17 protein-coding genes are annotated in these 24,590 nt (G+C 60.5%); 5 read left to right on the forward strand and 12 right to left on the reverse strand.

What is annotated here, in order from left to right; all coding sequences use genetic code 11:
* Nucleotides 1-20: 20 nt before the first annotated feature.
* From DESPR_RS11295 to DESPR_RS11325, 7 genes are read right to left on the reverse strand one after another with little or no spacing between them, the layout of a single operon-like run.
* Entirely contained in the window at nt 21-719 is a 699-nt protein-coding gene (locus tag DESPR_RS11295; RefSeq protein WP_015724946.1) for a lysophospholipid acyltransferase family protein, read from the reverse strand.
* The gene (gene uvrB / locus DESPR_RS11300) at nt 712-2,748 is read right to left on the reverse strand and encodes an excinuclease ABC subunit UvrB (protein WP_015724947.1); all 2,037 of its coding nucleotides are present in this window, start codon (nt 2,746-2,748) and stop codon (nt 712-714) included. The genes DESPR_RS11295 and uvrB overlap by 8 nt, the downstream gene beginning before the upstream one ends.
* 37 nt (nt 2,749-2,785) lie before the next feature.
* Entirely contained in the window at nt 2,786-3,163 is a 378-nt protein-coding gene (locus DESPR_RS11305; protein WP_043770022.1) for a hypothetical protein, read from the reverse strand.
* Nucleotides 3,164-3,172: 9 nt separating this feature from the next.
* Complete coding sequence (locus DESPR_RS11310) at nt 3,173-5,053, reverse strand: bifunctional acetyl-CoA hydrolase/transferase family protein/GNAT family N-acetyltransferase (protein WP_015724948.1); 1,881 nt, start codon at nt 5,051-5,053, stop codon at nt 3,173-3,175.
* Between the two features lie 42 nt (nt 5,054-5,095).
* Entirely contained in the window at nt 5,096-7,201 is a 2,106-nt protein-coding gene (locus DESPR_RS11315; RefSeq protein ID WP_015724949.1) for an acetate--CoA ligase family protein, read from the reverse strand.
* Between the two features lie 11 nt (nt 7,202-7,212).
* Entirely contained in the window at nt 7,213-7,869 is a 657-nt protein-coding gene (locus DESPR_RS11320) for a CBS domain-containing protein (RefSeq protein ID WP_015724950.1), read from the reverse strand.
* A 34-nt stretch (nt 7,870-7,903) separates the two neighbouring features.
* Nucleotides 7,904-8,869, reverse strand: coding sequence for a histone deacetylase family protein (locus DESPR_RS11325; protein WP_015724951.1), 966 nt, complete (start codon nt 8,867-8,869; stop codon nt 7,904-7,906).
* A 530-nt stretch (nt 8,870-9,399) separates the two neighbouring features.
* Here DESPR_RS11325 and DESPR_RS11330 point away from each other — a divergent pair.
* The 3 genes from DESPR_RS11330 (at nt 9,400) to DESPR_RS11340 (ending at nt 13,699) form a co-directional block, all read left to right on the forward strand.
* Nucleotides 9,400-10,620 carry a DUF2325 domain-containing protein gene (locus DESPR_RS11330; protein ID WP_015724952.1) on the forward strand — a complete coding sequence of 407 codons (1,221 nt, stop codon included), beginning with the start codon at nt 9,400-9,402 and terminating at the stop codon, nt 10,618-10,620.
* A 36-nt stretch (nt 10,621-10,656) separates the two neighbouring features.
* Nucleotides 10,657-11,028 carry a hypothetical protein gene (locus tag DESPR_RS11335; protein ID WP_015724953.1) on the forward strand — a complete coding sequence of 124 codons (372 nt, stop codon included), beginning with the start codon at nt 10,657-10,659 and terminating at the stop codon, nt 11,026-11,028.
* Between the two features lie 265 nt (nt 11,029-11,293).
* Nucleotides 11,294-13,699, forward strand: a complete 2,406-nt coding sequence (locus DESPR_RS11340) for a Lon protease family protein (RefSeq protein ID WP_015724954.1) — start codon at nt 11,294-11,296, stop codon at nt 13,697-13,699.
* 30 nt (nt 13,700-13,729) lie between these two features.
* On the opposite strand, the gene DESPR_RS11345 is transcribed toward DESPR_RS11340, so the two are convergent.
* Both DESPR_RS11345 and DESPR_RS11350 read right to left on the reverse strand, forming a co-directional pair.
* Entirely contained in the window at nt 13,730-14,509 is a 780-nt protein-coding gene (locus tag DESPR_RS11345) for a Mut7-C RNAse domain-containing protein (protein ID WP_169701597.1), read from the reverse strand.
* Nucleotides 14,510-14,548: 39 nt separating this feature from the next.
* Nucleotides 14,549-15,034, reverse strand: coding sequence for a universal stress protein (locus DESPR_RS11350; RefSeq protein WP_015724956.1), 486 nt, complete (start codon nt 15,032-15,034; stop codon nt 14,549-14,551).
* A 498-nt stretch (nt 15,035-15,532) separates the two neighbouring features.
* Between DESPR_RS11350 and DESPR_RS11355 the strand changes: the two genes are divergently transcribed.
* Complete coding sequence (locus tag DESPR_RS11355) at nt 15,533-17,071, forward strand: hypothetical protein (RefSeq protein ID WP_015724957.1); 1,539 nt, start codon at nt 15,533-15,535, stop codon at nt 17,069-17,071.
* 82 nt (nt 17,072-17,153) lie between these two features.
* Here the strand turns inward: DESPR_RS11355 and DESPR_RS11360 are convergent, their stop codons facing one another.
* Entirely contained in the window at nt 17,154-21,944 is a 4,791-nt protein-coding gene (locus tag DESPR_RS11360) for a PAS domain S-box protein (RefSeq protein WP_015724958.1), read from the reverse strand.
* Here DESPR_RS11360 and DESPR_RS11365 point away from each other — a divergent pair.
* Nucleotides 21,943-22,164, forward strand: coding sequence for a hypothetical protein (locus tag DESPR_RS11365; protein WP_169701598.1), 222 nt, complete (start codon nt 21,943-21,945; stop codon nt 22,162-22,164). The two genes, DESPR_RS11360 and DESPR_RS11365, sit on opposite strands and share 2 nt — an antisense overlap.
* Before the next feature lie 78 nt (nt 22,165-22,242).
* Here the strand turns inward: DESPR_RS11365 and DESPR_RS11370 are convergent, their stop codons facing one another.
* Both DESPR_RS11370 and DESPR_RS11375 read right to left on the reverse strand, forming a co-directional pair.
* Nucleotides 22,243-23,913 (reverse strand): methyl-accepting chemotaxis protein, encoded by a 1,671-nt coding sequence (locus DESPR_RS11370; protein ID WP_015724959.1) that lies wholly within the window; start codon nt 23,911-23,913, stop codon nt 22,243-22,245.
* 221 nt (nt 23,914-24,134) lie between these two features.
* Nucleotides 24,135-24,587 (reverse strand): chemotaxis protein CheW, encoded by a 453-nt coding sequence (locus DESPR_RS11375; RefSeq protein ID WP_015724960.1) that lies wholly within the window; start codon nt 24,585-24,587, stop codon nt 24,135-24,137.
* Nucleotides 24,588-24,590: the final 3 nt, after the last annotated feature.

Consider the following 24,590-nt stretch of genomic DNA (forward strand, 5'->3'; position numbering starts at 1 on the left):
CATTCGTGCATCCATGGTGCTCACGCCCCGGTCCCGCTCCGTTGAGCATCCGCGTCATGCGCCGGCAGGCCGATTTCATTCCAGGCCGCCTCGTACAACCGGTTGAGGCGTTGCTCCAGTTCCAGTCGGTACCATTCGATCTGCTCCGGGGTCACCGCCGGCGGCACCGTCAAGGGTTCTCCATGGCGGACGACAATGGTGGCAAAGGGCAGCGGTACCAGGGTTCGGTCCCAGCTCTTGAAGCGGAGAAACCGATTACAGGCCCAAGCAAGGGGAAAGATCGGCTTGCCCGATTTGCTGGCCATGAGAATCACCCCTGCCTGCGCCCGCCGGGCCGGCCCCTGGGAGCCGTCGGCGACAATGGCGCTGTTCTTGCCGTGCCGCAAGTGATCGATCATCTCCCGCAAGGCCTTGACCCCGCCCCGGTTGGAAGAGCCGCGCACCGCTACATGGCCCATCAGCTGGGCCAAACGGGCGATATACTCGCCGTCTTTGGAAGCACTGACCATGATCGCCGAGGGATAGCGGCGCAGATAAATAAACAGATAGAGAAAGGAGTAGTGCCAGAAGGCGGCAATACCGGTGTCACGCGCGGCATAGTCACGAAAGGTTGCCCCGTCCCGCACCTTGACCCGGCACGTGGCGCACCACAGCCGCAACAGCCCCAGCACCAGCGGCGGAGCCACAACCAATGAACATCTGTACCAAAAATCAGCCAACAGCCAGCTCCATCATCTTGAGTTCCCTGATCCGGTCGCGGTAGCCGGCCGCTTCCTCGAAGGCCAACTGTTTGGCCGCTTCCTGCATCTTTTTCTCCAGCTCGGCGATCTCCCGGTGCAGTTCGTCGACGCTGTGATAGACCACCTCCGGCTCGGCCGCGGTCAACAGTCCCGGTGCTTCGTACTCGTCGGCAGGCTGCCAGCCCGCGGCCCGCAGGTGCTGGGCCATGGCGTCCTTGATTTCCGAGATCACCGTTTGCGGAACGATGCCGCGCTCCCGGTTGTAGGCCTCCTGGATGGCTCGCCGCCGGTTGGTTTCATCGATGGTGTAGCGCATCGACGGGGTGATCTTGTCGGCGTAGAGAATGACCGTGCCCTCGGCGTTGCGGGCCGCGCGGCCGCAGGTCTGCACCAGGCTCCGTTCCGAGCGGAGGAATCCCTCCTTGTCGGCATCGAGCACCGCCACCAGCGACACCTCGGGGATATCCAGCCCCTCGCGCAGCAGGTTGATGCCGATGAGCACGTCGTATTCGCGGTGACGCAATTCGCGGATCAGCTCCACCCGTTCCAGGGTTTTGATATCCGAATGGAGATAGCGCACCCGGATGCCCAGCTCTTCGTAGTACTGGGTCAGATCCTCGGCCATGCGCTTGGTCAGGGTGGTGACCAGCACCGCCTGGTTGCGCTCGGCGCGAACCCGGATCTCCTCCAGCAGGTCATCCACCTGGGTGGCGGCCGGCCGCACCTCGATACGCGGGTCGAGCAGACCGGTGGGCCGGATCAGCTGTTCGACGATGTGTTCACCCGCCTTGTTGAGCTCGTAGGGACCGGGCGTGGCCGACACGTACACCACCTGGCGGATGCGTTGCTCGAATTCGTCGAACCTGAGCGGCCGGTTGTCCAGGGCCGAGGGCAGACGGAAGCCATAGTTGACCAGGGTCTGCTTGCGCGAACGGTCGCCGTTGAACATGCCGCCGATCTGCGGCACCCCTATGTGCGACTCGTCGATGATCAACAGGTAATCGTCGGGGAAATAGTCGAGCAGGTTGGGCGGCGGCGCGCCCGGCTCCTTGCCGGTGAGGTGACGGCTGTAGTTCTCGATGCCGTTGCAGTAGCCCAGTTCGGCGATCATCTCCAGGTCAAACAAGGTGCGTTGCTCCAACCGCTGGGCCTCGACCAGCCGGTTGTCGGCCTGCAGTTCAGAAAGCCGCAGCTGCAGCTCGTCCTGGATGGAGCGCATCGCGCTCTTGAGATTGTCCTGGCTGGTGACGAAGTGGCTGCCGGGGAAGACGGTCATCTCCGCCACATCGGCCACGACCACGCCGCGCAGGGGATCGATGATCGACAGGCTGTCGATGGTGTCGCCGAAGAACTCGACCCGCACCGCATGCTCCTCCTCATGGACCGGGAAGATGTCGATCACGTCACCGCGAACGCGAAAGGTGCCGCGATGAAAGGAAAACTCGTTGCGTTCGTAGAGCATGAAGGCCAGCCGCCGTTGCACCTCCTCCATGGGATAATCGTCGCCGACCCGCAAAAACAGATGCATGTTCTTGTATTCGTCGGGCGAACCGAGGCCGTAGATGCAGGAGACCGAGGCCACGATCAGGACGTCGCGGCGGGTGAGCAGCGAGCGCGTGGCCGAGTGACGCAGCTTGTCGATGGCGTCGTTGATCGACGAGTCCTTTTCAATGTAGGTGTCCGAGGCCGGGATATAGGCCTCGGGCTGGTAGTAGTCGTAGTAGGAGACGAAATATTCGACCGCGTTGTGGGGAAAGAGTTCGCGGAACTCGGCAAAGAGTTGGGCCGCCAGGGTCTTGTTGGGCGCCATCACCAGGGTCGGCCGCTGTACCCGGGCCACCACCTGGGCCATGGTGAAGGTCTTGCCCGAACCGGTGACTCCCAGCAGGATCTGGTCGCGCACCCCGGCCTCCAGGTTGGCCGTCAGCCGGTCAATGGCTGCCGGCTGGTCGCCGGAGGGGGTGAAATCGGAAACGATTTCAAAAGGATTACTGGAATTGTAGAACACGGTTATATGACGCTTTAATCTCGTTGAATTTTAGACATCATTCAACGATCTGATTTTTTCTTGTGACAAAAGTGCGCTGTAGCTTTTTCTTGAGGTATTCAAGGTATTCCATTCCTTCGCTTGTCAATTCCCAAATACCTCTTCCTGATTGTTCAGCTGATTTGACATAACCATGGTGTTGTTTGGCTCTTTCTTTTGCCCATGCAACATCATGTTTCCATCGCGGTACGTTGTTTGCTACTTTTTCATGATATACAGGATCAGAGAATTCTTTTTTTAGCAGTTCGTACATTTTGCCATCGACTTCGGATTTCAACACTTTATTCCCCATTGATCCAATTGCCAGTATAAGTATAGGGATCAAGTCATCTTGAGATAAATTTTTCCCTTTTAACAATTTCCTGACAAGATCCATGCCCTGCCCTCAGAATTCCATGTGAAAGCTGTAGACACCCTCTTCCAGCTGACTGGTGACCTTGAGGCCGGAATGGTTGAACACGTTCTGCATCCGCTCGTTTTCCCGCAGGACCTCGGCGGTGAAGCCGGCAATGCCGTTGCGTTTGGCGATCTTGATCAGGTGCTGGAAGAGGAAGGTACCCAGTCCCTTGTTCTGCCAGCCATCGCGGACCACGAAGGCCACCTCGGCCAGGTTGGTCTTTTCATTGAGGTAGTAGGTGCCGACCGCGATGATCTGTTCGCCATGCGCCTCGGGCACAGTGCCCACCACGGCCACGTCGCGGCGGTGGTCGATATAGACGAAATCCTGGATCTGGCGCGGGGTGAAGCGCTGCTGCCGGCTCATGAAGCGGTAATAGATGGTCTCCTGGCTGAGGTTGTAGATCAGGTCGCGCATGTGGGGCTCGTCGGTGGGCTTGATCGAACGGAAATCGATCTCGGTGCCGTCCTCCATGAGGAAGGTGGCGCGGATCGATTCCTCCACCGGAATCATGAACCGATTGCCGAAACGGGCCAGGTCGGGCCGCAGGTACTTGGCCGCCACCGCCTCGCGGAACAGCTGCTCGCGGAAATCCGGATGGGCAATCGAAATCAGGGCCATGACCCGCTCGGCGATCGACTTGCCGTGCAGATAGGCCACGCCGTATTCGGTGACCACGTAGTGGACGCTGGCCCGGTTGATGACCACCCCCGAACCGGGTTGCAGGGTGCAGACGATGCGCGAGGCATCGCCCTCCCTGTTCAACGACGGCAGGGTGATGATCGCCCGGCCGCTCTCCGCCTTGGCCGCGCCGCGATTGAAGTCGATCTGGCCGCCGATGCCCGAATAAAAGCGGCCGCCCACCGAATCCGAGCAGACCTGGCCGGTGAGGTCGATCTCCAGGGCCATGTTGACCGCCACCATCCGCTTGTGCTTGCCGATGACGTTGGCGTCGTTGATGTATTCGGTGGGCCGGAAGCTGAACAGCGGGTTGTCGTGGATGTAGTCGTAAAGCTTCTTGGTGCCCATGCAGAAACTGGCGGTGATCTTGCCCTTGTCGATGGTCTTCATCGCCCCTGTCACGGCCCCGGATTCGATCAGGGGGATGATGGTGTCGGAGATCATCTCGGTGTGGAAGCCGATATCCTTGCGATCATGCAGAAATTCCATCACCACCTGGGGAATGCGGCCATAGCCCGGAACCCGACCGAGCCCCAATTCGATGGTCGAGCCGTTAGGAATCAGGGCAGCGGCGGTCTGGGCGATCTTGCGGCTGATCGGGTTGGGCGGATCAATGGCCCGCTCCAGGATCGGCCGGTCCACCGGCACCAGGATATCGAGATCAAAGACATCGACCAGGGTATCGCCGTGAGTCCAGGGCATGTTGGGGTTGACCTCGGCGATCACCAGCGAGGCGTTCTCGGTGGCGCTGCGGACGATGTCCACCGAAATGCCCAGGCTGACCCGGCCACGGGTGTCGGGCGGGGTCACCTGGATCAGGGCCACGTCGATGGGCAGGCTGCCGGAGTCGAACAGCTTGGGTACGTCGGAGAGCAGGATCGGGGTGTAGTCGCCAAATCCTTCCTGGATGACGTCGCGGATGTTGGAGCTGATGAAAAAGGCGTTGATGGCGAAACTGTCGGCCATCTTCTTGTCGGCGTAGGGGGCGTCGCCCTTGGTGATCAGCTGGATGATCTCGACGTTGGTCAGCGAGCGGGCCCGCTGGGTCATGGCCGCGATCAGCTCCTGGGGCGCGCCGCAGCCGGTGCCGATGAACACCCGCTGGCCGGCCTTGAGGTGGCTGAGGGACTGGGCCGGGGTGGCGATCATGTCACTGTATTTTTCCTGCCAGTTGTGTTCGTATTCCATGGCAAACCCCTTGCGTGGGTGAAAATGGCGCGGCGGGCCGGGTTAGAGACCGGCCAACGGCCGGGCAAAGGTCATACGGGCGTCGGCCACCACCGGTTCGTTGCCGATCTCGCCGACAATCAGGGGATTGATGTCCAGTTCGACGATCTGGGGAAAATCGGTGGTCAGCTGGCTGATCCGTTGCAGAGACACGGCAATGGCGCTGATGTCCACCTCCTTGAGGCCGCGCTTGCCCTCGAGCAGCTCGTAGGAGCGGGTCGACTTGAGCATCTGGATGGCCTCGTTCTCGGTGATCGGCGCCAGGTGGAAGGTGACATCCTTCATCACCTCGACGAAGATGCCGCCCAGACCGAACATCAGCATCGGCCCGAACTGGGGGTCGCGGGTCATACCGATGATCACCTCCAGGCCCTTCTCGGCCATCTTCTCCACATAGACACCCTCGACAATGGCGTTGGGCGCGTGCTTGTTGATGCGCAGCATCATCAGGTCAAAGGCGTCGGCCACCTCCTGGCTGGAGCCGATGTTGAGCCGCACCCCGCCCAGATCCGACTTGTGGACGATACTGGGCGAGACGATCTTCATCGCCACCGGAAAGCCGATGAAACGGGCTATCTCCACCGCCTCCTCGAGGCTGGTGGTCAACCGGCCCTCCATGATGCGGAAGCCGTAGGCCTTGAGAATGTCCTTGGACTTGACCTCGCCCAGCCGGAGCCGGCCGGTGCGCTGGCGGCGGGTGATGATCCGCTCCACCCGGCGGCGGTTAACCGGGAAACGGACCACATGGCGAGCCGGCCGTCGTTTCCATTCGCCATACTCGTGCATGGCCTTGAGCGCACCCACGGCCCGTTCGGGCGAGTCGTAGAAGGGCAGTCCGGCCGCGGCCAGTTCCTTGCGCGAAGGCATGACGTCCGACCCGCCGAGGAAGGAGGCGAGCACCGGGGTGGTTTCGTCCATGTGGGCGACAATGGCCCTGACCGTGGCCGCCGGCTGAGTCATGTACTGGGGCGCCAGCACCACCAGGATGGCGTCGATGGAGTCGTCGGCCACGGCGCTGTCGATGGCGGCGGCATAGTGGCGCGGTTCGGCGTCGGCAGAGATGTCGATCGGGTTGTCGATGAAGGCGGCCGGCGGCAGCTCCGCCCGCAACCGTGCCACCAGCGAATCGCTCAGCCGGGTGACGCTCAGGCCGGATTTCTCCACCGCGTCGGCGGCCATGGTGCCGGAACCGCCCGAGTTGGTGATAACCAGCACCCGGTCACCCCGAGGCGTGGGCTGCAGGGCGAGCGCGGTGGCATAGTCGAACAGGGCCTCGAAACTGTCGGCCCGGCAGATGCCGGCCCGTTTGAAGGCCGCGCCGTAGGCGGTGTCCTTGCCGGCGAGCACGCCGGTGTGATTGGCCGCGGCCTTGGTGCCGGCCACGGTGGTGCCGGCCTTGAGGATCACCACCGGTTTGCGGCTGCTGGCTTCCTGGGCTGCCTTGACGAACTTGTCGCCGTCGCTGATGTCTTCCAGATAACCGACAATGACCTTGGTTTCATCGTCCTGGGCCAGGGCGGCGAGCACATCGACCTCGGTGATGTCCGCCTTGTTGCCGATGGAGATCGATTTCGACACCCCGAGCTCGCGCTCGTCGGCGATGTCCATCATGGCGGTGCACAGGGCCCCGGATTGGGAGAAGATGGCCAGATGGCCGCGCTGGGGAATGCGTTTGGAAAAGGAAGCGTTCAGTTTGATGGCCGTGTTGATGATGCCCAAGCAGTTGGGGCCCAGGAGCCGCACCCCGCCCCTGCGGCAGATCTCGGTCAGCTCTTCCTCCAGCTTCCGCCCGTGGGGTCCGGTTTCCTTGAATCCCGAGGCCACCACCACGATGGCGCCGGCCTTTTTCTTGACCGCCTCGCGGGCAGCGGCCGGAACCATCTCCGCCGGGACCGCGATCACCACCAAATCCACGGGGTGGGGATAGTCGGCGATGGTGGGGTAGACCTTGAGGCCAAACAGTTCGCCCCCGGCCGAGTTGACCGGCGCGATCGGGCCGGGAAAACCACTCTTGACCAGATTGCTCACCGTGTCGTAGCCGACCTTGCCCACGGTCTTGGAAGCGCCGATCACCGCGATCGACTCCGGGGAAAACAGTCTATCGAGCATGGCCACCTCGTTCATGGGGTTTTCTGGGGGACGTGGACCACAAAGCCGTCGGCTTCCAAGGCTTTATGCACCGAACGGACGTTGTAGGTATTGATGCGCAGATAGATCATGGCCCGGCGCTTGTCGGTGCCTTCGGCCCGCACCAGGCGGGTAAACTGGACCTGCTTTTCCTCCATGATCCGCACCAGCTTGCTCAGGGCCTGCGGGTCCTGATTGTCCTCAATCGAGACCAACACCGATCCCTTGGCACCCAGGCCGAACAGGTCGCGGTAGGCGTTCATCAGGTCGGCGGTGGTGAAGACCCCGACCACCTTTTCCTCCTCGTTGACCACCGGCAGGGCGCCGATCTTGCGCGACTGGAACAGCAGCAGGGCGTCGTCCAGGGTGGCATGGGGGACAAGGAAGAGGCAATCGCGGGTCATCAGCACGGAAACTGGTGTTTTGTTGACCTTTTCCTCGACCGTTCCCCGTTCTTTGCTCTGGGCCACGGTGGAAGGCCGGGCCGAACGCAGGTCGCGGTCGGAAAGAATCCCCTGAAGCACGCCCTGTTCATCGACCACCGGCAGGTGGCGGATATTGTAGCGTTGCAGGATGTCGATCGCCTCGGCCACGGTCTGCTCCGGAGTAACCGTGACCGGTGACGGTGTCATGTGATCGTGGATGAACATCGATATACTCCCCTGGTTTTATTGCTGTGTGCACTCATTCATCGGTCTCCACAAGCCCGGACAAATAGGCTTCAACGCAAACACCAAGTTTTTCAAGAAAATATCCGCCCTCAAGGATCGAGAGCACGCGCCCTTGGGTGTAGTCGCGGGCGAGTTCCGTCACAAAGTTGCCCAGCCGCCGATAGAGATCGACGGTGAAGGCCAGGCCCGACATGTCGTCCTGGCGGTGGGCGTCGAATCCGGCGCCGACGATCAGGGCATCGGGCCGGATGGTGTCGAGAAAATTTCTGATCTTGGGAAAAAGACGCAGTACTTGCTCCGCGCCGGCGCCGGGGGGCAACGGCAGATTGAGGATGGTGCCCTTGCCGGGACCGACCCCCTTGTCCTCGGCCCAGCCGGTTCCGGGATAGCTGAAGCTGGGATGCTCGTGAATCGATATATAGGCGGTGTCCGCCTCTTGCTCGAAAGCGGTCTGGATGCCGTTGCCGTGGTGGGCGTCGAAATCGAACACGCACACCCGGCGGCGGCTGTACTCCTGCTGCCAGTAACGGGCGGCGATCACGCAGTTGTTGAAAAAACAGAATCCATAGGGCTGGTTGGGTTCGGCGTGATGGCCCGGTGGCCGGGTCTGGCAGAAGACCACCGTTCCCGGCTGGCGCTCGATCCTGTCCACCCCGACCAGGCCGGCACCAGCGGACAGGGTGGCGATGTCAAAGGATTCGTAGCCCACTTGATTGTCGGGATGGTCGATATAGGTGCGACCGGAGAGCACCGCCTCCTCGAAGCGAAACAACCAGCCCTCGGTATGGAAGGTCAGCAGTTGGGCACGGGTGGCCGGACGGGGGGCGAAGGTGCGGATGCGCCCGGCCAGGTGTCCCTGCATGAGCCGGTCAGTGATCACCTGCATCCGCTCGGGCGCTTCCGGATGATCACCGCCGCCGGTATCGTGCCGGCAAAAAGCGGGGTCGGTGATGAGGGTAATGGCAGGCTCGTTTTCCATTGCAAGGTCCACTGATCAGACGGCCGACCGGCAGCGCTGCGCCTCCGGTGTGACTGTGTCGCTCAACCTTACCGTATTCCTCGACAAAAACGAAGCGTATCTTCGCTTTCCCGCCACAACTTTTTGCCCAGTCACGGAAAACCCCTCCCGCCACATCGATACAACGCACGCATCACGCGATCAATCCTGCGGTAGCGAACCTTGAGGCACGATGGCGTCTTGCAGCGTCCTTGCCCCTCCGTCGGCTCTTTTTTTGCTGATTACAGCAGGGGACCCAAACGGCCCTTTATTTTTTTAGGTAACTCTAAATGACACTTGACAACAGACCTCCGTTAAGGCATAAAACTCTAAATTTAGTTTTATCTAAAACTATAAGGTCGTATAAATATACAATCTACCCTCAACACGGTTCGCGCACAAGCACCGGTCCATCCGTCGCGGCGACCGGCTTGCCTGTCGCACCCGTTGTGCCAATGCCCCATCCGTGATCCCATGAATGAAGGTACGCCCTACTCCTGGAGGTTGTTATCATGGAAGCGACTGCATCAAGTGTCCGCGCCACGCACCGCAAAAAAATCTGGCATATCGACAGCTGCTACAAATGTGCCCTGATCGGCACCTGCCTGAGCCGCAATGAATTGCGCAAACTAGCCCGCGATCGTCTGTTCGCGGCTGAACCCGACGCCGACGATTACCAGCTCCACGCCCATTTCATCAGGATATCCGACCAGGAGGACGTGCAAGGCAAAGCTTTACACAAATACCTGGAAAAAAAATACCGGGCCGCGAGCAAGAAATACCTGCGGGTTGCCGACGACGAGGCCATCAAGACCCTCTGGGACGAGGATATGGCCGAAGGCCGGGTGGACAGCGCCTGGTGGGCGATCATGACCCATCCGCATGTCTCGGCGCGACTGACGGCCAAGCTGTACGGCGATCTTCACATGCTGAGCCATGAGCGCGCCATCAATGGCCACAGAGGCCGGACAACGATCACCGCCCTGCGTGCCAAGGTCGACATGCTGGAGGAGGTGATCGGCTCGGAGCGGCAGTTATTCCGCCGGGAAAAGCGGCAGCTGGGCGAGGCAATCAGCGCACTGCGCCGGCAGCTCGCCGTACTTGCCGACAATGTCCGCACCCAGGAGCAGCGGGACGCGAACCAGGCGGATCAGCAGCTGATCGCCGACCTACGCCAACACAACAACGGACTCTGCGGCCAAATCGATGCGCTGAACGAGCAGTTGGACACTGCCCGGCAACAGTTCACATCAGCCAACGACCGGCTGCGCGAGCTGGAGGAACACAACAGCCGGCTGGAACACCATGCGGCCGAACAGGCGCGGGAAATCGCCTCGCTGGAAGGCCTGCTATTCCGGCAGCTGAGCCGCGAACCCGATCCCTGCCTCCACTGCGCCGACCACAACACCAGCAAATGTCCAGGGCCGAATCTCTGCGGCAAGACCGTGCTCTATGTCGGCGGGCTGCACAAACTGGTTCCCCATTACCGCCAACTGGTCGAACAGTTCGGCGGTCGCTTTCTCCATCATGACGGCGGCAAGGAGGCCTCGCGCAACCTGCTGCCCAAACTGCTGAGCACCGCCGACGCCGTGCTCTGCCCCATTGACTGCGTCAGTCACGACGCCTGCAACTGCGTCAAGAAAATGTGCAAACGTTACCAGAAACCCTTTGTCCTCATGCGCGGCGCCGGGCTGTCGGCGCTGGCCAGGGGGCTCAACCAAATCGTTCAATAACCATCCCAACGATCAAGCGCACAAGGAGTACACCGCATGGAAATCACCCACCCCATTCACACCGATCAACGCAACGGCAACCTGCACGTCAACCTGCATGGCCACTTTACTCCGGAAATCGCGGCGGAGCTCCCCAGCACCATCGCCCGCATCTATCGGGGCACGGGCAATATCTTCATCCACACCGCCAAGGTGACCGCCGTCACCCCCGGGTCCCGCAGCGTTTTCGCCCATTATCTTCAACTGTTGGACCTGCCACGGGAAAAGATGTACCTGACCGGCATCAAGGGCCTCGACATCAGCCCGGACAAGGGACGGGTGATCGTTTACGAGAAAAAGAAAAAAGGCTGCTGCGGCCGCTGCCGTGACTGCTCGTGCCACGGCAACATCAACCCGGCAACCCGCTAGCTTGCCCGCATCCTCCCGTACCATCACCGCGCCTGGTTGGAGGCACCATTTTCCCTGCCCTGGAAGCCATGAAAAGCGGTTGACTTCCAACCAGCCGTTTTGTACCTACCATTTCGACAAAGACCGGACTCAGCCGTGATGCGGAAGGGTGCGTGGCGCTCAGCAACCTGCCAGCAGGATCAAGACGATCGCGCGCCGGCCTTTTGGCGCGCGCGGCTTTCCGGCCCAAACCCATCCCGTTCCTCTAGCATCCCGCAACCCGCCCATGCCGATAACCCGCCTGACCGCCAGCGAACTGCGCCTCACCATCGCCCCCGAAACCCTGGGATTTACCGACACCTCCGAACTGGCGGACCACACCGTGCCGTGGATCGGTCAGGAGCGGGCCGAAATCGCCGCCCGATTCGGCCTGGACATGCGGCAGGCGGACTACAACCTGTTTGTCCTCGGCGAGGTGGGCAGCGGCCGGTCCTCGCTGCTCAAACAGGCGATGCACACAGCGGCCGCCAACCGGCCCACACCGCCGGACCTGTGTTATCTGCACAACTTCGACGCGCCGGAGCGGCCCCACGCCCTGCGCCTGCCCGCCGGCCAGGGTCGCCTGCTGCGCCAGTCGATGGCCCGGATGGTCAAGGCCTTGATCACCGAGATCCCCCAGCAGCTCGATGGGCCGGACTTCAGGATGGAAAGCGAGCGGATCGAAAAAGCCTACAAGGAGGAGGAAAGCAAGGCGTTCACCGCCCTCGAGGCCTTCGGCGAAGCCCGCAATTTCACCCTCCGCCAGGAATCCGGCCAAATGTTGTTCACCTTGCGCGGCAAGAAGGGACACGCCATGACCGAGGAGGAAATGCTGGCGCTGCCCAAGGAGCAGCGCGCGGCGATCAACCAGGCGGAACAGGAACTGCTGGCCGAGATCAACCGTTATTTCGAGCAAACCCGCCCGCTGGAGCGGCAAATGCATGACGCCCTGGCCGCACTGCGCCGTCAGACCGTCAAGCCGTTGCTGGAGCGGGCAATTGGAGCGATACGCGCCGGCCTCGATGTGGAAACGGCCGACACGGACAAGCTCGATGCCTCCCTCGACCAGGTCAGCACCGATATCCTCGACAACCTGGAACTGTTCAAGCCCTTGGAAACCGAGGATGACCTGCGCAAGGAAGCGCTGAACGCCGTGCTCTCCCGCTACCGGGTCAACCTGATCGTGGACAACGGGGGCATGCACGGGGCGCCTGTGATCGTCGAGGACAACCCCCTGTTCCGCTCGCTGTTCGGCAGCATTGAATACCAATCGGAAAACGAGGTGCTGGTGACCGATTTTTCCCGCATCCGCGCCGGCAGCCTGCTCAAGGCCCATGGCGGTTTTCTCATGCTCCATCTGCGCGACCTGCTGGCCGATGGCCTGGTATGGGAAAAACTGCGGCGCTTTCTCCGCAGTGGCCGATTGCAAATCGAGGAGCCGGGCACCGCCTTTGCCCCGATCGCCGCGGTTTCCCTGGAGCCCGAGTCGGTGGATATCGATGTGAAAATTGTCCTTATCGGTTCCCGGCCCCTCTATTACGCCCTCCAGGAGGGCGATCCCGAGTTTGCCCGCCGATTCCGGGTCAAGGTGGATTTCGCCGATCGGTTCACTGCCGCCGACCATACGCACCGCGCATCGGCGGTCTTTGTGGCCCACGTCTGCCGCCAACGCGGCCTGCCCCATTTCACCGCCGCCGCCGTGGCCCGACTGCTGGAACACGGTCATCGTCAGGCCGAGGATCGTTCACGGCAAAGCGCCATCTTCGGCCATGCCGAGGCCCTGATCATGGAGAGTGCAACCCTGTGCCAGCAGCGGAATGGTGGCCTGGTCGAGGCGGCGGATGTGGATGCGGCCCTGGCGGCGCGCATCCTGCGCCACGATTATCCCGAGCAGCGGATGCGGGAAGCCATTGCCGAGGGCGAGGTGCTGATCACTGTACGGGGCGAGCGGATCGGCCAGCTCAACGGTCTGAGCGTGGTCGATCTGGGCGATCACCGTTTCGGCTTTCCCACCCGCGTCACCGCCCGCACCTACGCCGGCGAGGACGGCCTGATCAACATCGAGCGCGAGGTGGAGATGTCCGGCCCGATCCACGACAAGGGCGTGTTCATCCTCCACAACTACCTGGCGGCCCTGTTTGCCCGTAACGCTCCCCTGACCTTCAACGCCTCCATCGTCTTCGAGCAGGAATACAGCGGCGTCGAGGGCGACTCCGCCTCCTGCGCCGAACTGTATGCCCTGCTCTCCTCCCTGTCCGGCCTGCCCCTCAGACAGGGCATAGCGGTCACCGGCGCCCTCAACCAGCACGGTGAGGTGTTGCCCGTGGGCGGCATTAACGAAAAAATCGAGGGGTATTTTCGCATCTGCGCCAGTGCCGGACTTGACGGCAGCCAGGGGGTATTGATCCCCTGGCGCAACCGCCGCCACCTGATGCTCGACCAGTGCGTGGTCGATGCCGTGAGCCAGGGCCTGTTCCACATCCACACGGCCGAGCATGTCGACGAAGGGCTGGAACTGCTCACCGGGGTGATCGCCGGCCAGGCCAACCGCAACGGTGTCTACCCGAAAGGCACGGTGCTCGGCCAGGCGCAGCAAGCCCTGCTGGCTTTCCGCCGCGCCTGTCAGGCGGTGGAGCGGCGGCAGGGCAAATAGGCCCGGGGATCGGCGATCGCGTCGCCAGGTTTATTGGTCAGCCATGCTGTCGGGAACTGCCAGATCCGCCTTCATGCGCTCGACATGACTGCCGGCCCAGTAAATCTTGTCGCAGTGCGGACAAAAGGTGAATCGCTCGAAGTAGCGCCGGGTGAGGGGTTCGAGGCGATGGACAATCCGTTGTTTGTCCACCGGCTCAAGCGGGGTGTTGCAGTCGAGGCAACGGGCAAAGGGCCGCGGCCACCTGCCGAGGCCGAACAAGGCAAGCACTTCCCGCAGCTGCCCGACAGGCTTGTCGGCGCGGATGTACCGGCCAAACACCACCTGTTTGCGTTTCAACAGATCCAGATCGCGGGTCAGGACGATGCGAGGCTGTTCGCCCAGGCACCCCAGCAGGGTTTTGCTGTCCCATCGCGGATCGTAGAGCGTGTCGAATCCGGCCATCCGCAGATAGCGGCCCAGCCGGCCGACATTGCCGTCAACGATGAACCGGATGCCCGTCAAGGGCTCGGGCCGCAGCGGGGTTGGCCGGGTCACGTCCCAGGGGGCGGTTATCGGATGGATGTCAAAATGCTGGCCGGCCCGCACCAGATGGGAAAAATCCGTCGGTTGTCCATCGCAGGCGATCCGTTCAACCTCGGTATGCGGCACCCCGAAGGATTCGATCACATCCTTGATCGAGGCCGCGCGGCTGACCGGCTGGACAATCGGCTGGGTGGTCCGCCAACGCCGTCGCAGCAGGGTGACGAGGTCGCCATGAAAGTGATAGCATGCGGTCATGTCGAGTGTTCCCGGCGTGAATTTCGTCAACCCTTCATCCTGCACGGAGAAAAGTGCAACCGGGTGCCATCACCGGCTGTTTTCCGGGTTCAAAGTGACCTGGTAGCCCTGTTCACCGCGATAGGGATTGAAGACCAGTGTCGGACAATGGGCCCGTTTCAGCACCCTGTCTGCAACGCTGCCAAGCAGGATCTTCTCAATACCCTTGGCCCCATGCGTCGCCATGATGATCATGTCGACAGCATTGTCCCTGGCAAAGGCCACGATGCAGTCCGCCGCCCGACCAAATAGCAACGTTCCCGTACATTGAGGAGAGGAGCGCGGGCATTGTTTGAGAACCGCGGCCATCTTTCGTTCCGCTTCCGCACGGATTCGCGCCTCGAATTCCTCAAAGGAGGCGGAATCGTAATCCGAACGGTATTCCACCTCTTCCACCACATGGGCAATGGTCACCTGTGCCCCCAGTTTATCCGCTATCCGAAGAGCAAACTCCACCAATCGCTCGGTGTGCTGCTGCAAATCCACCGGGACAAGAATGTGTCGAACGTCATGCATGGCGCACCTCTCTGTTTTTGCCTGCGCCAGGTTCCTTGATCTGGCGAGGGTTGAACCGGACACGTTTTCCGGCCTGATGTCTCCTTGCCGCACGCTCAATGAGCATAGAAGAATGCTCACAGAATTTCAACGTATTGCCGAAAGGAAACACCCTGGATCGGCAGCAACAACCCCTGGCGGGAAAAACCATCACGGTTGATGCAAAAACCGCGGCCGGCCGCCCTGTTCCGGCTCCCTCTTGCTCCACCATGACCAACTCCCGCGCGACGAATGGGGCTTGGCAAACTCTCCTCGCTTTTTCGCGGCAAAAATTTTACCTTTCGCCCCATTCATCTGCTGCCGGCAAGAAATCGCGTCTTTTCAGGTGGCAGCAGGCCGTGGCGCACGAGCATACGGGTTCGGCACCGACACATGCGGCATTCCCGGTCGTGCACCATCGCTGCCCCAGCCCCCCGCAAACATCAGGGCACCCACAACCGCAACAGGAGGACATACGGCATGAGACAGGCATGTATCGCGCTCGCACTCATACTCTTTTTTTCGTCAATCGTCCGGGCAGACATTCCGGCCACGCCGGTCATGACCTTGTATCGATTCAACGGTCCGCTCGACATCCCCTACTACGACATCGAAACCTTTCGCAGAACAGGGCCCTCGACACCGGCAGGCTCCCTGGCCCAGGGAAGTTCAGTGGTGCCCTGCCTGGTGGTCGATGCCAATGGACCACTCACCGACCGCGAGGGCATTCCCTATGTAGGCTTCGAGGTGGTGGTCAACGCCCGCACCGCCACGCCCGCCTCGACGGCGCATTTCAAGAATGTTTCCAGAAAGCGCCAGTCCATGACCGTGGCCGACCATCACTGCGATGCCGGGATCCGCTATGTGATGGATGTGCGCACCATTTATCCCATGGACAAGCCGCCCCTGTTCGATCCTCCCCGCCCGGCGCAACCCGGCACCGCCGCCATTCCTCCCCAGGGAGAATTGGATCGAATCGTACGCGCCTTCCACAGCTCAACGGCCTGCGCCGGCGTCAATCAACGTCTGATCAACCGCCGCACCGCCCTGGAAGCGGCCTGGGAACGTTTCATCCGCGAACAGCAGGGGCGCTGGCCGGCCGAGGCCCTTCAGCGCGCCAAGCATCTGGACTACACCCTGCGGACCGCCATCTTCGAGGGGCACCTGGAACGCGGTTGCAATGCCTATGGGGCCTGCGAACGCAATATCATCGCCCTCTCGATCCGCAACCGTGGGCGCGAGTTGTGCACCAAACGCCACGGCTGCGCGGCGCCAGGGGATTTTCAGGGGGTTTCCTCCATGGTTTCCCAATACAACATCTGGGACGAATACCTGACCCAGGTGTCCGGGCTGACCTCCTGCTACCTTCGCGACGACCTGGCTGCGGGGAGTAGCGACAGCGCCCGCAATTACCGCAAACTGCAAAGCATGTATGCCCAGAATCTGCCCGACGTGCAGCGGATCCTGTTTGGCGACGATCGGGATCTGGCGGCGGTCTTTCCCAACAATGCGCTCACCGATCTGAAAGAGCTGCGTCACTATTACCATGCCCCGGCCATGGGCAAGTGCTTTCCCCGGCACAACCGGGTCGAATACATGTCCGGAGCCGTGGCCCGTAATGGCAGCCATTACGCCCTGATTGCCGGCACCCGTATTCAGGTGGACCAGGCGGCAGCAGGCGGGTATTTCTTCCACAGTTTCATGGTGCAGGAAACGCCGGCCAAAGATCTCGTCAGGATTGTCGACAACTATCCGGGCTTCGTCGTCGACGGCCGGCGCGTTTCCCTCAAGGAGAGCTCGTCCCGATGCGTCCCTTACGGCATTCCGGGCGGCTGCCGGTTCGACGAGATCGGCCGCTACCGCAAAACACCCTCCTGGGTCAACTCCGGCAAACCCCTGGAACTGCAATGCCGGATCGCTGAGCGTGGTGAACAATGCCAGGGAGAGGAAAAAAGGACCTCAGTCCGGGTGGGCGGTGTCTGCGACACCCAAATGCGGCCCTTCGCCGGGGTCGATTGACCCTGGAACTTGCCCCATCTCAACAGCGAAATGTTATTTTTTCACCATGTTAGACAACCATCCCTCGTTGTGTGCCACAATATTACACCAGGATTGTTCGACGAGGAGGCAGCACTGCGGCCACAGCCTGGGCCAAGTCGCTGGTATTGACGGGTTTCATGAGAAATTGATTGATGCCGTAGTAGGTTGCCGACTGTTCACTGACGATTTCGCTGTATCCGGTGCAGAGGATGATCGGTAGGTTTTTATCGATTTGTCTGATCTCGCGGACAAGTTGCACGCCGGTCATCTCCGGCATGGTTTGATCGGTAATCAATAGATCATAATCGCGGGGTGCGTCGGCGAACATGCGCAGAGCAGCCATACTGCTCAGGCTGGCGGTTACATGATAGCCAAGGAGCTGTAAACTCTCTTGGATAACCTCCAGGAAGAAGGCCTCGTCATCAACCAACAGCACATGCTCGCCCTTGCCCATGGGGAGCGGAGGCGGTGTGCCGCCGTTTATCGCGGCGTTTTCTTGGGTCAGGGGCAGATAGATATCAAACCGCGTACCCGCACCGATGGCGGATTCGACCTCGATCAATCCCTGATGGCTCTTGATGATCCCCAAGACCACCGCCATGCCCAGTCCGGTGCCTTCATTGACGTTTTTGGTGGTGAAATAGGGCTCGAAGATTCGTTCCCGTACCGCCGGGGACATGCCGCAACCGGTATCGATCACCTGGAGTTGGATGTACTCGCCAGCGGCAATGGTCATGGAGAAAAACTGGCGGGGAGCATCGAGAAACACTTTTTTTACATTGATGGTCAGTTGGCCGCCCTTCTCCCGCATCGCATGCAGGGCATTGGTGGCCAGGTTCATCACCACCTGATGGATCTGGGTGGAGTCACCAAGAATACGACCTGGAACCCGCTCCAGTTGGTGCCGGATGGTGATGGTGCTCGGCAGGGTCGAACTGAGCAGTTGGATGGATTCTTCAATAACCGGCACAAGGTCGAAGGGCTCCATGACCGTGGCGGTGTGGCGGCTGAAGCGCAGGATCTGTTGCACCAGATTCTTAGCCCGGTTACCCCCCTCCAGCACCCTTTGCAGGTTGTCGCGAAGTTTGGCATCCATGGCCGAATCGGCCCGGTAGAGGGCCAGTTCGGTGTAACCGATGATTCCGCCTAAAATGTTATTGAAATCATGGGCGATTCCACCGGCCAGCGTCCCGATGGCCTCGCTCCGCTGGGCATGGATCACCTGTTTTTCGAGGGCAGCCTTTTCTTCGGCCAGGGCCAGTTCCTTGCTCAAGTTGTGGATAAAAACCCCGATGTACATCGGGTTGCTTTGCTCGTCGACCACCAGCCAGCCCTTGGCCGTCACCGGCACGAGGGTGCCGTTCTTGGTCGTGTAGGAAAAGCGGATCGGCTGATCCTGGGCAATCCCCGACTTGAAGGCGAGGATGGCCTCGACGATCCGGGCCTGGTCCGCGGAGGGGACAAATTTCCTGAAATGTTTCTGGACCATTTCCTCATGCGAGTAACCACTCTCACGCAAGAACGAGCGGTTGGCGTCCAGAATCGTCCCGTGGAAGTTGACGAGCAGGATGCCTTCCGGGTTGGTGTTGAAAAAGGAACGGAAGCGGAATTCACTCTCTCGCAAGGCAGATTCCGTTTGCTTCCATTCGGTAATGTCGCGGACAATGCACTGCAGGCAGGTCTCGCCCGAGAGGTCAACCGCGCTCATGCGCATATCCGAATAGAACAAGTCGCCATCGAGCCGTGCTTGCACCCATTCGAATTGCTGGGGCCGCCCTTGCAGTGCCTCGTGGATGTAGCCCATGCCGTGTTCGGCAAAGGTTCGACCGTCCGGCTGGAGCGCCGGGGAGAAGAACTGCGGCGACAAGCCAACGAGCTGGTCGCGAGTTCCCCTGAACATCTCCAGGGTCTTGAGGTTGCAATCGACAACCACGTCCTCCTTGAGGATGAGAATAGCGTCGCTGCCCGCTTCAAACAGAGTTCGATAACGTCGTTCACTCTCCCTGAGCGCGAACTCGGCCAATTTTCGATTGGTGATGTCGCTATTGATGCCGGTGATCAGGAGAGGGTTGCCGTCTTTATCCCGTTCCACCACCTTGCCCCGGCTGGCGATCCACACCCAATGGCCATCGCGGTGGCGCATCCTGTACTCCGCCACATGTTGAGCATTGTCCGGTGAGGACAACAACTGTCTGAGGGTTTCGGCGGCCGCAGGATAGTCTTCGGGATGACAGAGACGGGTCCAGCTGTCGGCGGTCATGGGCAGTTCCCCGTCGTCATATCCGAGTATTTCGTACCAGCGGGGGCTGTAATAGGTGCGTGTGGTCTTGGGATAGCGCTCCCAGATGGCGTCGGTGGTGGCGGAAAAGGCGTGAGCCAGCCGCGCCTCGCTCCGACGCAAGGCCTCTTCCGCGGCTTTCTGGGCGGTGACATCCTTCAACGTGCCCAGCATACGAACCGCCGCACCCTGCTCATCGTAGAGATAGGCGCCCTCTTCGTATACCTGATAATAGGTCTGGTCCGCCTTGCGGAAGCGATAGGTGGCTGAATACAGTGACCGATCACGGCGGGCGATCTCTATCAGACCAAGGGTCGTGGCTCGATCATCGGGATGGATGCAGTCGACCCAGCCAGTAAACCCGTGGCTGTTGAACTCTTCCGCTGAATAACCGGTGATCTCCTTGATGCGGCCGGACCAGAAGATGGCACCGGAAGTCACATCGTAATCGTAGATCAGTTGGCCGCTAAGTTCGGCGGTTTGCCGAAATCGCTGTTCACTGTCCCGCAGCGATTGCAGCATGGCCACCCGTTCGCTGATATCCTGAATCGCCACAGCCGCCCCGGCCTCCGGATTGTTCCGGTCGAGCGGAGCGGCAAACAGGGAGACGTGGCGCAGGGAACCATCCTGCCGCTTGAACTGGGTTTCAACATAGCTGTTGCCCCGCTGCCAAAGCGTATCGTAGAGAGCTCGCCCTACCCGGACAAATTCTTCCTCGGTTTCGTACAGAAGGCGGGAGGAGCGGTTGAGCAGATCAACCGCGGCATACCCGGTGATGGTGGTCATCTGTTCGTTGACCACCTGGAATCGGCGCTCCCTGAGGATCACCAGCCCCACTGGCACCGCCTGGAAGAGGCTGCTCAACACATTCTCGTTGCGCCGCAGTTGCTCCTCCATTTTTTTTCGTTCAGTGATGTCGATGAGCATGCTGACCGCGCAGGGTTCACCTCCTGCGTGGAACACGGCTGACGAATAGAGGATATGGCGTTCCGATCCATCCGGTGAACTGCCTATAGCCTCCTGATTGTGGAGACTTCCCGTTGCCAGCAACAGCGCCATGTTCTCCTGGATTTTTTGGTGCTGGGAAGAGGGGATGAAATCCTCGGGCGTCTTACCCAAAATATCGTCCCGCCGTCTGCCACCGCTCAACTGTTCATACGCCGGATTGGCATCCAGGTAGACCCCATCACGGAGGCGGTTGATGACAATGCCATAGGGGGCGTGTTCAAAAATCGCCCGCCAAGCCGATTCCCGTTCTTCCAAGGCGCGTCTGTTTTGGTTGCGTTCGGTCATATCGCGCAGCAGCACGAGCAAATGGGGCGCGCCCGCCAGCTCGAAACCATTGAAAGAGACCTCGGTTTCCAGCACACTGCTATCGGGGAGGAGAATGTCCCAATCAAAACATTGACGGCTCTGCTGCTTGGCGGCGGCAATCCATTGTTCTGTTCTTGAAACCGATGGTTGACCGTCCCTTTGCGTGGGTGGCGACAAGGCCGCAAACCCCACGCCGAGCACATCCTGCCTTGATCGCTGAAACAGGCGCAGGGCCTCATCATTGCATTCGATGACCACGCCTCCGGCCAAGAGGAGAATGGCATCGCTGGCGCTTTCAAACAACGCCCGATAGCGCTGTTCACTGGACAGGAGTCGCTCTTCGATGGCCTTTCGTTCGGAGATGTCAATATAGACGCTCCGGACACCGACAACCTCGTCATCCACTGAAATCGGCTGGGAGTAGACCAAAGCTGCGCCCCTGGCTCCGTCTTTGCCGATCAGGGGATACTCCGTTGGTTCCAGTTGCTGGCCCTTGAACATCAGTTGCAGACGTTGCTTGATCTTGGGGTGTAACTGCGGCGGCGCCAGGGAGAAAAAATCGATGCCCTGGTCAAGCTCCGCCGCAGTGCGGTTAAAATGGCGCAGGGCGGTTTTGTTCGCCGACACCACGCGGCCATCACGGTCAATTTCATAGACCACCACAGGAAAGGAATCGAGCAAGTGCTGATACCGCTGCTCGCTCTTGTGCAGCTTTTGGGCGGTCTGTCGCTCCTGGAGAGCAAGACGCCCCATCTCCGCCAGCAGCTCGGCCATGATTTCCAGCCGATCGGTCAATCCGGCCAGGGCCTCATCGCTGATCACTTGAGCTGGGGTCAGGTCATTGATTGCACCAATCGCTTCCTTTTGACGGCCCCCTTTGTCTTCCGCCCATGACTCGGTATCTGCGGCACATCGGGAGAACATGCCGATAACAATGCTCCCCAGGTAGAGATCGTCGACCACGAGAGGGGATCCGAGGGCACTGAGGCCATTGTCGCAGGTCTGGATCGTGGTTTTTTCCCATGAAGAAGGCTGGGGCGCTAGAACCGGGTTGGCCGCCAGGCAGCTCCGCAACGAAAGGACCGAGCAGGGTGCCCCCTGCATGGTGGAGCGACAGGGGACATCCGTTGCAAAAACAATCTCACCATGCGGATCGATGAGGCAACAATCCATGTGGATGGAGGCGCTGAACCGGCGCAGAGCCGATTGCAGCCTGTGGATGGGTATCAATTGGTCAAAGGGCGGGAGCGGTTGCGGCATGGCTTTTCCTGAAAAAAGAGGAGGCACGGTTTGCATGGGGCCGGAATTTTATGTGGAGCAATCGCTGTTGGCAAAAATCGTTGTTTCAACTGAGGTCGATTCGGGGGCATGGGGGTATTCGGTTGGAGTCGGGATGATCTCGATCAGCATGTTCAGTACCCCCATCGCTCACCGGTGGAGCAATCACCGTGCTTTGCATCAATACTATCAAATGTCATAGGTCGTTGACAGGCTTCATGCCGCCCCCCCCCTGGAAAACAACCTCGTGGCTGTTTTCCAGAGGGCTGCCGCCTTGTACTTACACCTTGAACTGCTTGACCAGTTGTTCCAACTGGGCGGCCAATTGCGCCAGACCCTGGGCATTGTTTTGCACCTGACCGCTGCCCTCGCCGACCTGGGCCGATTGCTGGTTGATGCCGGCGATGTCGCGGGTGATATCGGTAATCACCACCGTGCTTTGGGCTACATTTTCGTTGACTTCGGCAATGCCTTGGGACGCCTGGGCGATGTTGCCGGCGATCTCACCGGTGGCGGCGGACTGCTCTTCCACTGCCGTGGCGATACCATTGATCACATTGTTTATCTCGGCAATAACCGTGGAGATCTTCTCGATATCCTCCACCGTGGTGGCGGTTGTGGCCTGCATGTCACTGATCTGGTTTTTGATATCGATGGTGGCCTCGGCGGTCTGGCGGGCCAGTTCCTTGATCTCGTTGGCCACCACCGCAAAGCCCTTGCCCGCCTCACCGGCCCGGGCCGCCTCGATGGTGGCGTTCAAAGCCAACAGATTGGTTTGCTCGGAAATCTCGGTGATGGTTTCGGTCACCCGGCCGATCTTGCGCGCCGATTCGCCCAAGGCGTTCATCTTCGCCGACGTCTGCCGCGATTGGGTGACCGCGCCCTCGGTGATGGCGCGCGCCTTTTCCGCGCTTTGCGCGATCTCGCCCACGGTGGAGGTCATCTCCTCGGTGGAGGAGGCCACCATGTTGACGTTGCTGGTCGACTGCTCCATGGCGGCCGAGACCGACTGCATGTTGGTGCTCATCTCCTCTGTGGCGGCGGCCACGGTAGCGGCCTTGTCGGAGGTGTCCTTGGCGGCGGAAGACAGTTGGCGCGACACCGCCGCCATGTCGTTGGAGGCGGCGCTCAACTGATCGACACCGGCGATGATGTTGCGTATCATCCCCGCCACTTGGGTGGCCATGCTGTTGACCGATTTGGCCATCTGGCCGATTTCGTCCTTCTGGTCGGTAACCATGGTGTTGGTGAAATCTCCCTGGGCCATAACCTCGGCCAGGGCTGCGGCCTTGCGTATCGGCACGGTGATCGAGCGAACGAGCAGGAAGGCGAGCAACACGCTGAGGCCCAGGGCGGCGACCAGGATGATCGAAATAACCCGTACGGCGTTGCTGGCATTACTTCCGGCCTCCTGGCCTGCTTTTTGGGCCAGATCGGTCACGAACTTATTGAATTCATCCAATGTTTTTAAGTATTCCGCCTGGATTTGACGGAAATCGCCCATCAGCAGGGTCTTGGCCTCCTGGTCTCGATCGTTCTTCACCAGATCAAGCAAGGTTTCGAGGTGGCGGGAGAAGACCGGCCGGATGTCAGTGGCCATTTTCTTCAACATTGCCTGTGCTTGCTCATGCTTGAGGGTTTTGTCGAACTCCTCCAAAATGCCGCCGGCCATCTTGCGGGCCTCGGCGATCCGCTGGAGTTCCATATCCGCACGATTGTGGTCGTTATCGATGAGCAGGAGGTTGCGCACGGCCCGGGCGACGATATTGATGTTGTCGATCAATCGATTGGCCTGCTCGACCTTGACCATCCGGTCGTTGACCAGCAGATGTATGCCATCGTTCAATTCGTGAATTTCTTTGATAGCATAGCCACCCACTAGCACCATCAACACCAGCAGGACGGCAAAGCCGCAACTCAGCCGCGTTCCGATCTTCAGATTATTTAACATTATTCCACTCCTTTGTAGGTAGTTTGGGACTGGCCTGTTGATGACCGCGCTCCCGTCTTCATCAATAAAAAAGGGCGAACCCTCTTTTTCCCCTGAGTTGACAGCCGCCCAATCGGTAGGCGGTTGTGGTGTCGACGCTCCCGCCCTGCAATCGTCTCATTGCCACTGCGCCGACCTTTCACGGTTGGTTGTTGACAGACCATCTGGTCTTGTCATGCGGGTCAGTTGTCATCGAGGCTGAGCACCTTGTCGATGTCGAGCAGGCCGATAAGGTTGTGCTCGCGTTTGTAGACGCCGGTGAAAAAACGGCCCTGGATGCCACGCATGTTGGCGGGCGGGGGGGCCTTCTCCGTCTGCTCGACGCTGACCACGTCACTGATCCTGTGCACGAGGATACCGACCTTGTTGCCGGCGCTGTTGACGATGATCACCCGGCACAGGGAATCCGGCTCGGTGGAGCCCAGCCCCAGGCGTCGGGCCAGGTCGAGCACGGTGACGATCTGGCCCCGCAGGTTGAGGATGCCGAGCACGTCGGCCGGGGCCTGGGGCACCCGGGTGAGCTGGCTGAGTTTGTTGATCTCCTGGATCTGGTGAATTGCCATTCCGCAGAGGGCTTCGCCTACCTGAAAGGTGGCCAGTTCGACGCGGTTTTCCTGGGGGGGCGATGGGTTCATGCG

This window comes from Desulfobulbus propionicus DSM 2032, from assembly GCF_000186885.1.
In the GTDB taxonomy this organism is placed as follows: Bacteria; Desulfobacterota; Desulfobulbia; order Desulfobulbales; family Desulfobulbaceae; genus Desulfobulbus; species Desulfobulbus propionicus.